12 protein-coding genes are annotated in these 13952 nt (G+C 47.2%); 7 read left to right on the forward strand and 5 right to left on the reverse strand.

The window, feature by feature from the left end; all coding sequences use genetic code 11:
* Positions 1–143 precede the first annotated feature (143 nt).
* A complete protein-coding gene (locus MZO40_RS06595; protein WP_252133180.1) occupies positions 144–1094 on the forward strand; it encodes a phosphoglycerate dehydrogenase in 951 nt (316 codons plus the stop codon).
* 136 nt (positions 1095–1230) lie between these two features.
* Here the strand turns inward: MZO40_RS06595 and MZO40_RS06600 are convergent, their stop codons facing one another.
* Together MZO40_RS06600 and MZO40_RS06605 are read right to left on the reverse strand one after the other, a co-directional pair.
* Complete coding sequence (locus MZO40_RS06600; protein WP_105961127.1) at positions 1231–2163, reverse strand: DMT family transporter; 933 nt, start codon at positions 2161–2163, stop codon at positions 1231–1233.
* 430 nt (positions 2164–2593) lie between these two features.
* Positions 2594–3613 carry a ketopantoate reductase family protein gene (locus MZO40_RS06605; protein ID WP_105920702.1) on the reverse strand — a complete coding sequence of 340 codons (1020 nt, stop codon included), beginning with the start codon at positions 3611–3613 and terminating at the stop codon, positions 2594–2596.
* 704 nt (positions 3614–4317) lie between these two features.
* On the opposite strand from MZO40_RS06605, the gene MZO40_RS06610 reads away from it, so the two are divergent.
* Together MZO40_RS06610 and MZO40_RS06615 are read left to right on the forward strand one after the other, a co-directional pair.
* Complete coding sequence (locus tag MZO40_RS06610) at positions 4318–5151, forward strand: HAD family hydrolase (protein WP_050337664.1); 834 nt, start codon at positions 4318–4320, stop codon at positions 5149–5151.
* A 205-nt stretch (positions 5152–5356) separates the two neighbouring features.
* Entirely contained in the window at positions 5357–5839 is a 483-nt protein-coding gene (locus MZO40_RS06615; protein ID WP_050337662.1) for a hypothetical protein, read from the forward strand.
* Here MZO40_RS06615 and MZO40_RS06620 read toward each other — a convergent pair.
* The 3 genes from MZO40_RS06620 to MZO40_RS06630 all read right to left on the reverse strand — a co-directional run bounded on the left by MZO40_RS06620 (position 5823) and on the right by MZO40_RS06630 (position 9199).
* The gene (locus MZO40_RS06620) at positions 5823–6497 is read right to left on the reverse strand and encodes a histidine phosphatase family protein (protein WP_050337660.1); all 675 of its coding nucleotides are present in this window, start codon (positions 6495–6497) and stop codon (positions 5823–5825) included. The genes MZO40_RS06615 and MZO40_RS06620 overlap by 17 nt on opposite strands.
* Positions 6498–7664: 1167 nt before the next feature.
* Entirely contained in the window at positions 7665–8399 is a 735-nt protein-coding gene (locus MZO40_RS06625; RefSeq protein WP_050337658.1) for a glycosyltransferase family A protein, read from the reverse strand.
* 92 nt (positions 8400–8491) lie between these two features.
* Positions 8492–9199 carry a GntR family transcriptional regulator gene (locus tag MZO40_RS06630; protein ID WP_050337656.1) on the reverse strand — a complete coding sequence of 236 codons (708 nt, stop codon included), beginning with the start codon at positions 9197–9199 and terminating at the stop codon, positions 8492–8494.
* Between the two features lie 191 nt (positions 9200–9390).
* Between MZO40_RS06630 and MZO40_RS06635 the strand changes: the two genes are divergently transcribed.
* The 4 genes from MZO40_RS06635 to MZO40_RS06650 all read left to right on the forward strand — a co-directional run bounded on the left by MZO40_RS06635 (position 9391) and on the right by MZO40_RS06650 (position 13244).
* Positions 9391–9708 carry a PTS sugar transporter subunit IIB gene (locus MZO40_RS06635; protein ID WP_003639490.1) on the forward strand — a complete coding sequence of 106 codons (318 nt, stop codon included), beginning with the start codon at positions 9391–9393 and terminating at the stop codon, positions 9706–9708.
* 99 nt (positions 9709–9807) lie between these two features.
* Positions 9808–10155 carry a PTS lactose/cellobiose transporter subunit IIA gene (locus MZO40_RS06640; RefSeq protein WP_003639489.1) on the forward strand — a complete coding sequence of 116 codons (348 nt, stop codon included), beginning with the start codon at positions 9808–9810 and terminating at the stop codon, positions 10153–10155.
* 189 nt (positions 10156–10344) lie between these two features.
* Complete coding sequence (locus MZO40_RS06645) at positions 10345–11784, forward strand: 6-phospho-beta-glucosidase (protein ID WP_050337653.1); 1440 nt, start codon at positions 10345–10347, stop codon at positions 11782–11784.
* 17 nt (positions 11785–11801) lie between these two features.
* Positions 11802–13244, forward strand: coding sequence for a 6-phospho-beta-glucosidase (locus MZO40_RS06650; RefSeq protein WP_101873019.1), 1443 nt, complete (start codon positions 11802–11804; stop codon positions 13242–13244).
* Positions 13245–13952: the final 708 nt, after the last annotated feature.

Genomic DNA, 13952 nt, shown 5'->3' on the forward strand with positions numbered 1-13952 from the left:
ACCGGGTGACTGAACAAAGCCACGGCACAACTGAACAAAACTGAACAGCCGACAGCTTGCTGCTTTAAGCGAATTAGGACGGTTTTCAGATCAAGTAGTGGTATCATTGAGCATGAGAATAAAGAAGAAATGGGGTCATGAGTATGCCAATCGTTTTAATGGCGCAGGCAACGAAACCAGAGCAACGGCAACAGTTACAGGAACAGTATCCGGGGTGGCAATTTAAGGATGCCGACGCGATAACGCCAGCGGACTATGATGAAGTGGAAGTGTTGTACGGCAATCACCCGCTACTCAAGACATTATTAGCGCGGCCCACCAATCAGCTGAAATTCGTGCAAGTGATTTCCGCTGGCGTGGACTACCTGCCACTGAAAGATTTACAAGCGGCCAGAGTCTTGGTTGCGAACACCAGCGGCATTCATGCGGATGCCATCAGTGAATCCGTTTTGGCAGCGATGCTAACAGTCGTTCGTGGCTACCATGCGGCCTGGCTGAATCAACAAGGGCAGCGTGCTTGGCAATTACCAATGACGACCTCGACATTGACTGGTCAACAGTTATTGATATATGGGACTGGTCAAATTGGACAATCCTTGGCAGCTAAGGCCAGTGCACTGGGTATGCATGTGATTGGCGTGAATACGACCGGTCATCCAGCTGAACATTTTCATGAAACGGTTGCTTTTACGGCGACGGAACCAGTGTTGGCGACGGCTAATTTTATCGTTAACGCCTTGCCATTGACGCCGACGACGCATCACCTATTTAATGCCGCGCTCTTTGCACAGACGAAACAGGCGCCGATGTTGATCAATATTGGTCGTGGACCCGCAGTCGATACGACTGATTTAATGGCGGCCTTGGACCAGCACCAGTTAAGCATGGCGGCCCTTGATGTGACGGAACCCGAACCATTACCGGCGGATCATCCGCTCTGGCAACGCGATGACGTGTTGATTACACCACATATTTCCGGCCAGATTGCCCATTTTCGTGCGACGGTCTTTCCAATTTTTGCCGCAAACTTTGCGCAGTTCGTTAAGGATGGCACGCTTGCACGCAACCAAGTTGATCTTGACCGTGGTTATTAGCCCAGTTACTGCTGGCTAGCCAGACGCAGGGTCATTACTGAACGGCGTGTTCAGTTTGAATGAAAAATGCAAAAAATCCGATAATACGCAATTCATTATTGAAATGCGCGTTATCGGATTTTTGAGCTTAAATAAGTCAGTGTTCAGATTCCTTGAAATTTTCAGCGGTACGGTCATTGGGACCCTGCCCAATTGCGAGAATGAAGACGGTGCTAATGATGAGTACGCTGCCAAGAATGTCGAGCCAGCCAAAGCTGACGCCCAGGAGGACGACGGCAATGACGGTCGCTGACAGTGGTTCGAAAGCATCAAGCAAACTCACGACGGTTGGGCGGATATATTGCAGACTTTGCAGGAAGAATAGAAAAGCCAGCAACGTTCCGAACAAAATAACAAAGGCCAGTTTGCTGATATTCAGTGCCGTCAACGGTATATGGATCGACCAGACTGGTTGAACGAGGTTAAATAGAATCCCGCCCAGTAGCATCGACCAGGTATTGACGGTCATCGGATCGTATTTGGTGAGCAACTTGGTCGGCAATAAGGTATTAGTTGCCGAGGAGACCCCGGATAACAGCCCCCAAATCAAGGCCCAGACGGAGATGACCAGCGTGCCAGGATTGCCGTGGGTCACTAGTAAAAATGACCCTAATAAGGCGCAAATAATGGCGAGTCCCTCGGCGCTGGTCGGCAATTGACGATGCGCCACTAACATCCAGAGGGCGATGAATACCGGCCCCATGAACTGTAAAATGGTTCCCGTAGCGGCGTTACTCGCTTCGACAGCCAAGAAATACGTGAACTGTACTGGCATCAGCCCTAGCAACGTGTAAGCTGCGATTTGTAGCAAGTCACGGGGCTGTCGCCAAATTGACCACAAATCAACGTGCGTCACTAAACTGACGAGGAACAACGCAATTCCGGCTCCCAGCATGCGAATCCCAGTGAGCCAAATTGAGTTAATATCGGTCGTGTCGAAAAGGGTTTGCGCCACGGCACCAGAGACGCCCCAAAAAGTCGCGCTGATACTGGCCAGAAAAATCCCCTTAAATTCCCGACTGAACTGCATGATATACCGCCTCCCTGTATCAATCACTTAACTTCCATTGTACATGATTTTACCCTGAAAAGGGGCGGGGGAGTTTAGTTGTTCAGGAATTAGCATGCCGCTAGCAACTAAACGCGCGTGTTCAGCATGTCGCCAACTGCAGGGCGGTTCTAGATTTTGGGTGGCCTGTTCACCAATGCAGGTCATCAACGAATTAAGGACGACCAGTCTCACAACATCCAAACAAAACGGCTTCCCGATACTTACACGGCATTGATCATCGTGCGCAAGTATTAGGAAGCCAAAGTAATCGAACCCTATTAATCACCAACAACCATTAGTCGCCAGCAACTATCAGTCACCGACAATCATTAATAATTGACCATCGTTAGGATCTGGGTATCAGCGGTAATCGGGCCCTATTAGCGACGTTTGACGCCCTGACGACAGCTTAGGCGCTCGCTTGTTCTGTCGCTGAAGTTGTCGCCGTTGTGTTTGCCTGTTCAGTCGTTTGTTCAGTCTTTTCAGCGGCTTGACGCGTCGTTTCAGCCAAGTGGACGAGGTGAGTTAGGAATGCGTGGGTTTTAGCCTGATACTGGTGCTTTTGGCCTAATTTAACTAAGTAGCCGTTGATGTAATCCACTTCGGTTGGCCGGTTGTGCGACATATCTTGGTACATCGATGGGTAGTGGAGCGGATTGGCGACTTTACTGACGTAGTTGACCGAGGCTAATTCTTCAGCCCGCGTATTGAGCATCGTAATGCCGTCGCGTTCACAGACATCGTACGCTTCATCGATGAGCTGGCGGCTGAGTTCATCGGCACCAGGATAAGCGGCAAATTCGCCCATCGTGATTTCGAACAACGTGCAGAGGGTGTTGACTACGGAGTTGAAGACGACTTTAGCCAAGAGGGTGCCGCGGAAATTAGTGGTTAAGTTCGGATGGAACTGACATTTGTCCAATTCAGCAACGATTTTGTGGGTCATCTCGTCTGGTTGTTCCGTATAATTAGCCAGATTCATCGTGCCAGCACCACGCGCCCCAATAAAGTCGACGTCGCCAGGGCCGTTTAAGACCGTTGCGACTAATGCCGTTCCTGCTAATAATTTGTCAGGCTTGAAGTATTGTAATAATTTTTCAACGTGTCCCATGCCGTTCATACAAGTGAGGACGTACTGTTCGTCGTTGAATGCGTGGGCGGTGCGAGTCAAAAAGTCGGCAAGCTGCATCTGTTTCGTGAAAACGACCCAGACATCCGGATTATCATGATAGTCTTCGGGTGTCGAGACCTTAACGGGAACTAAGTGGCGATTTTGATGGTCGCGGGAGACGTACACGCCACCTTGCCGATGAATTTGATCCACATTTTTCTGCCAGGTATCCACAAAATCGACCTGATTGCCTGCTTCTTGTAATAACACACCGTAACGTAATCCCATGGCGCCTGCGCCGAGTACTGTAAAATGCATATGTATGACCATCCTTTAATATGATTTAATTAATAAATGAAAAATAAAACGTCCGACAGACTCGTAAGCCTGCCGGACGCAAACGCGTGTTACCACCGGTATTCATCAGCAATTCACATTCCTGACCTTCAGCACATCGTTGTCAATGTGCGACACGGTAATGAGTGTCAAACCAGCACGAGTTACTTCGATTCACTCGCACGCTCACAGTTGATGTTCATTGTCCGTTGACAGGTCTGCTTACACCATCTCAGACTCGCTTGGCTGCATAACGGCAATTACTGGACTGTTCAAAGTTTTTATCATCGTTTATTAATTGTTCTCTAATTTAGTGGTTTGGCGGTAGAAAGTCAAGTGATGGTGGAAAGACTTTGGGATATTAGGTCATAGGTCGGAAAATAGGAACCATCCTGGTATCTAAACTTAAGATTATTTAGTCAGTTGAATCAGTCGCAACCCAAAAATGTTGGTGCTTAAGGCCGCGTATTGGCATTTCTAGCCCGAGAAGTGTTCCGGAATGGTGCAGAAGGAAAAATTTGGCGTGAAGCATGGTGTCAGGTAAGACGTGTTGGTGCGTCGGCAATGATTGAATCTGCAGCCTTAATCATGAAAATGCGGTATGTTCAGTAATTTTGAAAGCGATTTCCATTCTGTGAAAGAATAGCGTACAATTGTAAGTGTAAATTACGTAGGAGGAGTCACTTATGCCAAAATATTTAGTTTTTATGGATATTGACGGGACGCTCTTGACTGAACATCAATACGTTTCAGAGCGGACCAGAGCGACGATTGAACGCTTGCAGAAGCAGGACGTGCTATTTTATATTGCCACGGGGCGGATGTATGAATTGGCCAAAATCGTCCGTAACAAACTCAATCCGGATGTGCGGTTAGTTACCTCGAATGGGGCGGTCTTTGACGGTGCTCAGGGTCGTGAGCTGACTAAACTGGGGGGCGCTGCCGTGGAGTTGGCCTATCTGATTGCGCGACGTGATAATTTGCCAATGATGTTATTTACACCTGATATGGCTTATTACACCGAACAGATTCCGCGGTTTGTTGCTCGGAACGCGGCCAATTTTGATGCGGATGAAGTTTCGATTGGCTATGAAGAAGTTAAGAGTTTTACACAATTGGCAACCATTGAGGACCAGATCACGAATGGCGTGATCCTCAGTCGCGAGGATATGTCGCGTTTGGACTCTGCACGTGAAAAGCTGACCAACAGTAAGTTATTGCGGTTGTCGTCATCTAATCCGAATAACATTGAAATGATTCCGCTCAACACGGATAAGGGGACGGCCGTTAAACAAATCCAACGGGAACAGAATGTTGATGCCGCCCATACCTTCGTCTTTGGCGATGGGTTAAATGACGTGGGCATGATGGCCGAAGCAGATTTATCAGTCGCGATGGGCAACGCGTTACCACAAGTGAAAACCATTGCAAACTACGTGACGGATACCAACTATAACGATGGGTTGGCGCTGTTCTTAGAACGCTATTTTGCCGAGCATCCGTTAGCAGACGTTAAGTAAAGATAGTTTACAATCGGCCGGTTAGTGACCTAGTCGCAATGATTGATAGCGTCAAACGACATTCAAGGCGATCTCCAGAAATATCCCCGGAGGTCGCCTTTTTGTGGTAAGATTAATATTTCACAAAGACTCAAGTAGTGTTGTTTGACATTTGCGTCAAATTTGGCACACTTAGTAATGAAGTGTTTTTAGGAAGTGATAACTGTTGAAAATTGAAATTTTACCGACGACCACCGCGGAGATTCCGCTAGCCATTTTGTCGATGACCAACCTTGATAACCGTGAGCTGAACCCGGCAATTGAAAAGCAATTAACGACTCAGCAGATTCCTGTCGCGCAACCACAGAGTGCCTTAGCCGACCTGATTCAAGTGATTCATGCGCATCATCCGGTGGCCATCAACGCGTGGGATATGAATGCGTTGGGCACTGATGAAGTGCAGCTACAAGTGACGGCACAGGGGGCTCGGCTTGCCACGACGAGCGCGTTAGTACCCAATCTTGATAGTAAGAGTAGTCGAATTCTGGTCGTGATTGGTGATACGACGGCCAGTGCAGAATCGGTGCACGCGACCGGTCAAGAACTCCAACGTAAAATCAAGGCCTTCTTCGGCATTCAAGCTCGGTTACAATTCCCAAGTTGTACTGCGGAACCGGTCAGCCTAGAAACGACTAGGCCCGCTTCTTAGGGGTGACGTTGATGTCGATTAAGTCAAACTGACGGTCTTGGTAGTCGACGCGACTTACGCTGGTGTTTTTGAGCAAGCGTGTCGGTAGTTCACCGGGACTGATTTGATATAAAAAGGCACTCAGGACGAGTCCGTGCGAGACGATTAAAATATTTTTATCGTGGTCGCCATGCTGTGATTCGTATAAACAAATGCGTCGCAGGGTCCGACTGATCCGGTCCGTAACACCGACGAGGGTCTCAGCTGCCCGTGTCTGGTCAAGAGAATTGAAGACCCAGAGCAGCGTCGCAAACCGTTCACGGCTCAGCATGAGCTTGATGAAGGTCCCAATGCCCAATTGTTTGCGGACTTGCTTAACGATCCACATGTTACGGGTGCCTTCTAGTCCACCAAAATTAAATTCGCGTAAGCCGACGTCGATCGTCGGCTTTTTAATTTCGGGATGGTGCGCCAGAATAATGCGACTGGTTTGTTGGGCTCGACCCAGATCACTCGTATAGGCGGCGTCAAAATGGGTATCGGCAAGCATCCGTGCCAACCGTTCCGCATCGCGCACGCCGTTATGTGTCAATTCTGAATCGTAAATGCCTTGTAGGCGGCCGGCCGCGTTGAGTTTTGTTTGGCCGTGTCGAACTAAGTATAAGTGAATCGTTGCCATTGCTGACCCTCCCTTGCAGTTTGATGAACATAATCCAATTGTAAGGCCTGGCCTAAGATTCAACAAGCCTTTAATTGTTAATGGAAACTTTATTTTGATACAAGCCGTGTACCAATCAAGCGATAAAGCTGTTGGCCCTGTCTTGACAACCTTTTGATTTCAAATCTAACGCGGCAGCTAATGACCATAAAAATTGTTGAATACACATTGTTTCAGTCGATCTTTCATTAATTATGATTAAAAAATGCCAGTTCTTAAGTTCTAAGACAGCCAGCTGAGACCGGCTGGAAAAAGTGCGAGTTACCGTAAATTTTCTGTGGTAGATGCTTCCTACGCCGGCTTCCAGGCATTCTGGGCAATGGCCGGAACGTGATGGACACAGATTTAAGCCGACAAATCACGTCTTAAATACTGGTCTTTCACTAACCAAGCCAAAAACGCTTGCTAAGTGAAATTTCACCACTGGGCCTTGCCCAGAATACCTTCCAGCCGGGATTGTATTCGAAAGGCAGACATGTGCGAACTCAACTTGAAATGAACTGGTCGTTGATATTTGGCACACGCCATGTTGACATTCGGCTGTAAGACTGGCAAGTTTCCAGACTATCCTGTTGTATGTCAATTCTGCGAATCTTCAGTATTACTGAAGGTTGTATAGATTTTGTCTACTCACCTGAGATGACAATATGCTAAGTGAAGCCAGGACTATCGACTAATTTCATGGCATTTTACCAACATTTAAATGCGACAAATCAGTGTAATGCTGATTCAAAGTTTACTTGAAGTTACTGCAACTAAATATTCATTGGTCAATTGTACCCAGATAGGTGGCCGTTCATCCGCCATTCGAACGGCTTCCCGACTGTAGGGGCTGGCTGACAATGCTCAAGGACGAAATTCTTCTTGTCCGGGCGGTTTTCCCGGGCTAGAAGAAGACTCGTATTTGAAATTGCGCAGTGGGGTTCTGCGTGAGTTCAAATCGATGTCCGCCCTGTTCCAGCGTTGTCAGCCAGCCCCGGAGGTCGGAATAGGGCGCGGCTCTGCTGACGAACAGCAAGCCAACTTGGCATTTTTTAATCATGATTCATGCCAGAAAATAACGGCGATTATCATACATATAGTGATCAGCTAAAACAAAAGACGTCCCAAATAAGGGACGTCTTAAGCTTATTGATTATTCCAATCTTCATTCAGAACTTGCTTTTTTTCCTGCTTGAGAATCTTCATCATTTTGCGACGGGCAACGAAGAACGGAATGCCGATATGTGCGAGGTTGCTCCGGAAGCGCCAACGGTAATGGTAAGTCCGATCCGGTACGTATTCGGAGGACTGTACGTAGTTGGCGTAGCGGAAGGCAAACAGTTGGTCTTCCAGAAAGTTGATATCTTCGTTGAAGGTCAGGTGGTGGGTGGTAATAATCTCGCGAATGAATGCTTTATTCCACGAAAAACCGCCGACGGTCCCAAAATTGATGTTGGCAATCAAATCTTTTTGACTGTAAGTTTTAGCGGGACTAGGAACAGCTAAGTAACCATAGTGCCCACAGACAACGAGTTGCGTATTCGGGGCTGCTTGATAGGCGGCTAGGAAGGTGGCCAGAAAATCTGGTTCGACCCAGTCGTCGCCGTCAACAAAACAAAGGTACTTGCCCTTGGCAGCAGCCATACCGGAATTACGAGCTGCGGAGACGCCCCGGTTAGTCGTGTGGGTAATCACGTGGAACCGGTCATCACCTTTGATTAACGCGGCAATTTGTTCGCCAGTGTCGTCAGTCGAGCAATCGTCAACCACATAGACTTCGAAGTCGGTCAGGGTTTGGCGTTGCAGACTAGTCAAGCAGCTGTCTATAAATTTATGCTGGTTGTAAGCTGGTACAACCACTGAAAAAAGGGGTGCTGACACGCTAATTCCTCCATCGTAAATTTGAATACTATTACTAGTATACCCATAAATTGTGATGAATTTGTAGTCAAATCCCCTTTTTTAGCCATAAATTAATTATTTGCCAAATTGGTGGTATGGAAATAGAGCGCTAAGTCGGGATAAACGAAGACGGTGTGTGAGAAATCAAGCAATCCATTATTTTTATAATAATTGGATGAATCGAGGGCCAAATAAGTATCACCGTGCCCGAGGTCCATCAGCTCGGCCTCTTCCTTACTCAAGTTGGTGAGAGACAGGTAGTCATCACTATTGGCGATGCCGATGCCGTATGCTTCGTTGATGAAATCCCAAATCGAGCTATTGACGGCCTCCGTGGAGAGGTAGGGGACGACCGAACGTAGATAGTACGCTTTTTCCAGGCAGTAGAGTTGATCGTGCCAGTAGCGCAGACGAATGATGCGGTACAGTTCTTCGTCTATTGGAATTCCGAGTTGGTGACTCAATGCACTGTCACCCTTGACGGTATCAAAGGTGAGCACTTTGGACTTCAGGTTGCGTGGATGCAGATTACTATTGAAGAGTGAGCGAGCCGACAAGTTGACGACCGTTTTATGTTGTAACTGGATATTGGTAATGTAATAGCCACTCCCTTGAACCCGGCGGAGTAAGCCCTGTTGGTAGATTAAATCGATGGCTTTACGAATCGTATTCCGACTCGCATGGTAGCGTTCCATTAATTGTGCTTCGGTGGGTAATTTGACAGTAAAAACACCGTCTTGAATGGCGGCGACGAGCTTGGTCGCAATCTCACGATACATAGAAACCACTTCTTTCAAAGTTAATGTCATAGCATAATTTGTAGGTACAAATTAAATAAATTGCAGATATCTGATTAATAACGCTTGTCAAATTTGTACCCATGACTTATAATTCTAATTGTAATGAAAGCGGTTTATTAAAGCAACCGCTGTAACATATAAATTTAAAACGATCTAGGAGCGTGTTTATTATGGCTGAAAGAACAATTATGTTGGTATGTGCCGCTGGGATGTCAACGTCATTATTAGTATCCAAGATGCAAAAGGCTGCTGAAGCAGAAGGTATCGATGCAGATATTTTTGCAACCGCTGCCAGTGACGCCGATGCTAAGTTGGCTGAAAAAAATCCTGACATTTTAATGCTTGGACCACAAGTTCGTTACATGTTAAGTGATTTCCAGAAGCGCGTGGATATTCCAGTTGAAGTAATCAACATGCAAGACTACGGGATGATGAACGGCGAAAAAGTTTTGAAGGAAGCAGAAGCATCAATTGCAAAAGCTAACTAATCAATGAATTATCGATGCGACCATGCCACGGTAGTTTTACCGGGCGTGGTGGCATTTTGATTGTCACGCACACGAAAAAACGCTAAAAGGATGAGGGCAATGGCAGAAGAACAAACTAAAGAAGTTGAAGCAAGTCTTGAAACTATCATGGGACTGATCGTTAATGGTGGTAATGCAAAGAGTTCCGCTTTCGAAGCAATTAAAGCTGCTAAGGAAGGCGATTTTGAAACTGCGGATGCGAAGTTGAAGGAAGCCGATAACTTCTTGACGGAAGCACACAATTCACAAACTTCGATGCTGACCGCAGAAGCACAGGGTGAACATACCCACGTCTCATTATTACTCGTACATTCACAAGATCATATCATGAATGCCATTACTTTCCGGGATTTAGCTGGTGAAGTCGTGGACGTTTATCGTCGCTTAGCTGCTGACGAAGCAAAGTAATTAATTAATTGGAGCCTAGGCAAATACCTGCTGGTGTTGGTCTGGGCTTGTTTTTTCATTCATGCCGTAGTCAAAAATGATGACGGGTGCTTAACGCGTGGACGTGGCGGTTACGCGGCCAATGTTTGTTAAGCTTACGAAGACTGTAACTCAGGCTAACTGAGCAGCATTAATGGAGGGAATTAGTTCATGACAAAAGGATACAAAATGCCGAAAGATTTTCTGTGGGGTGGCGCGGTCGCGGCCCATCAATTAGAGGGTGGCTGGCAAGCTGGCGGTAAAGGGGTCAGCATTGCTGATGTCATGACTGCTGGTCGCAATGGCGTTCCCCGCAAGGTCACGGATGGCGTCAAGGAAGGGGAAGTCTACCCGAACCATTGGGGCAATGACTTCTACCACCGTTATCCAGAAGATGACCAATTATTTGCCGAAATGGGTTTTAAATGTTTTCGGACATCGATTGCCTGGACCCGAATCTTCCCGAATGGTGATGAAGCTGAGCCAAATGAAGCAGGGTTGAAATTCTATGACGACTTATTTGATGACTTGCTCTCACACGGCATTCAGCCGGTCGTGACGCTATCCCACTTTGAAATGCCTTATCACCTCGTTAAGGCATATGGTGGCTTTAGCAATCGGAAGATGATCGACTTCTTCTTGCACTTTGCGAAGGTCGTATTTGAACGTTATCAAGATAAGGTCAAGTATTGGATGACCTTTAATGAAATCAATAATCAGACGGCGTGGAGCGACCCCCATCCGTTATTACAAAACTCCGGGTTACAACTCGGTAAGGATGACAACTGGGAACAAGCGATGTATCAAGCTGCCCACTATGAACTCGTGGCGAGCGCGCTGGCCGTTCAGGCGGGACATGCGATTAATCCGGACTTCCAGATTGGTTGTATGGTGGCGATGTGCCCAATCTATCCACTGACGGCCAAACCAGCGGATATCATGATGGCCGAACGGGCAATGCAGAAACGTTACTGGTTCGGCGATGTCCACTGCTTAGGCGAGTATCCAAAGTGGTTACCGAAGTATTTTGAACGTAAAGGCTTTGATATGGATATTACGGCGGCTGATTTGGCAACGTTGAAAGCCGGCACGGTCGATTATGTTGGCTTCAGCTACTACATGTCGTTTGTGACCAAGGGCCATGATGGTGACTCGGACTACGACTTCAAGGAACCAGATGATTTTGTTGACAATCCGTACGTTGAAAAGTCGGACTGGGGCTGGCAGATCGACCCAACTGGGCTGCGCTACGCGATGAACTGGATGCAGGATCGTTGGCACTTGCCACAATTCATCGTTGAAAATGGTTTTGGTGCTTATGATAAGAAGGAAGCCGATGGCAGTGTCCATGACGATTATCGTATCAGCTACTTCCGTGATCACATTTTAGCGATGGAAGAAGCGGTTGCCTTAGACGGCGTCGACCTGATTGGTTACACGCCATGGGGCTGCATTGATTTGGTCTCGGCAAGTACCGGTGAAATGGCCAAACGCTATGGTTTCATCTACGTTGACGCGGATGACGATGGCCATGGTAGTTTTGACCGCTCGAAGAAGGACTCCTTTGACTGGTTCCAGAAGGTCATTGCGAGTGATGGTGAAGATTTATAGCGAAAGGATGAAGTAGTATGGCAGAGACAAGTGGATTACGTTCGGACTTTTTATGGGGTGGCGCGGTTGCCGCCCATCAATTAGAAGGCGGTTGGCAAGCTGGCGGTAAAGGGGTCAGTGTCGCTGACGTCATGACCGCTGGTGCCAATGGGGTGCCACGTGAAATTACTGATGGCGTGATTGCCGGTAAAAATTATCCCAACCATGAAGGCATTGATTTTTATCATCACTATAAGGAAGATATTAAGTTATTTGCCGAAATGGGCTTTAAGTGTTTCCGGACATCGATTGCCTGGACGCGGATTTTCCCGAATGGCGACGAAACGGAACCCAATGAGGAAGGTTTGAAGTTTTACGACGACATGTTTGATACTTGTCACCAATACGGCATCGAACCGGTCATCACCTTAGCGCACTTTGAAATGCCATACCACTTAGTCAAAGAATACGGTGGTTGGCGTTCGCGCAAGGTCATCGACTTCTTTGTACACTACGCTGAAACAGTCTTCAAGCGTTACAAGAACAAAGTGAAGTACTGGATGACGTTTAACGAAATCAACAATCAAACGAACTATACCAATCAATTCTTGATGGCAACTGATTCCGGTTTGGTCCTCAAACCAGATGATCCTGATGCAGAAGCTTTGATGTATCAAGCCGCCCATTACGAAGTGGTTGCGAGTGCCTTGGCAGTTAAAATCGGGCATGCAATCAACCCAGATTTCCAGATTGGGAACATGATCAACATGACGCCAATTTACCCGGCAACGGCTAAGCCACAAGATATCATGCAAGCTGAAAAAGCCATGCAACGGCGCTACTGGTTTGCGGATGTGCAATCATGGGGTTACTATCCAAATAACATGGAAGCCTACTTCAAGCGGACTGGCTTCCGGCCTGACATCACGGCTGAAGACCGGCAAGTCTTGAAGGAAGGCACCGTGGATTATATTGGGTTCAGTTACTACAACTCCAACACGGTCGCTGCTCAAGATGACAACCCAGATTATCGCTACGTCGGTCCAGAAGCAGTCGATAATCCATATCTGAAGACGAGTGAATGGGATTGGCCAATTGACCCAGAAGGCCTACGCTATTCCTTGAACTGGTTGCAAGACCGTTACAACAAGCCAATGATGATCGTTGAAAACGGGCTGGGTGCTCGCGATAAGGTCGAAGCCGATGGCAGTATCCACGATCCATACCGGATTGACTATCTACGCGCGCACATCAGTGAAATGATCAAAGCGGTCAATGAAGACGGTGTCGACCTGATTGGCTACACGCCATGGGGTTGCATTGACTTGGTCTCCGCTGGGACTGGTCAGATGTCGAAACGTTACGGCTTCATTTACGTCGACAAAGACGATGAAGGCCAGGGGACACTAGACCGTTCCAAGAAGGACTCATTCTACTGGTATCAAAAAGTCATCCGGACTAACGGTGCAGACTTGAAATAGGGTTCTCGGATGCGATGCACGGGTTATACTCAACTGAACTGAGCAGTTAGTTTACCAAAGTTAACAATGAATCAGCAAACGGTGTTTAAAGCGAATGGGCTTTGAACGCCGTTTTTGAGTTCGGGATTAAAAGTGCTAGGTGGTTTGCTGTTTGTCAGCCGGGGGTGCGTCTTATTCCGACTTCCGGGGCTGTCTGACAATGCTGGAACAGGGCGGACATCGATTTGAACGATTTGAACTCACGCAGAAAACCGCTGCGCAATTTCAAATACGAGTCTTCTTCTAGCCCGGGAAACCCACCCGGACAAGAAGAACTTCGCCCTTGAGCATTGTCAGCCAGCCCCTCCGGCCGGGAACCCGCTCGAATGGCAGATGAACGGGCACCGACCTGGGTACAATTGGCTACTGAATATTTAGTGACAGGTCCTTCAGGCAAAGGCTTATTCGGTACGGAAGATAACTGATGGCATTCAATTACTGAGAAAATTACCTGAGGATTATTTATTCATCTCAATACCGCTAATTTCGACGAAAACTAGACTTGGATTTAGTCTATAAAGTAACGTTTCCCAAGAATTCAAGATTTTGCTATCTCAGACGAGTGGAGAAAATTCAGACAAACTCAGTGAAGTTGTTTGTCTGAAGCCTTAAATCATGGGTGAAAAAATTAGCGATTGCTAGAAACCAGTCTGACAGTTCAATATCAAA

Origin of the sequence: Lactiplantibacillus sp. B652, from assembly GCF_023806745.1 — a bacterium.
Lineage (GTDB): Bacteria > Bacillota > Bacilli > Lactobacillales > Lactobacillaceae > Lactiplantibacillus > Lactiplantibacillus pentosus.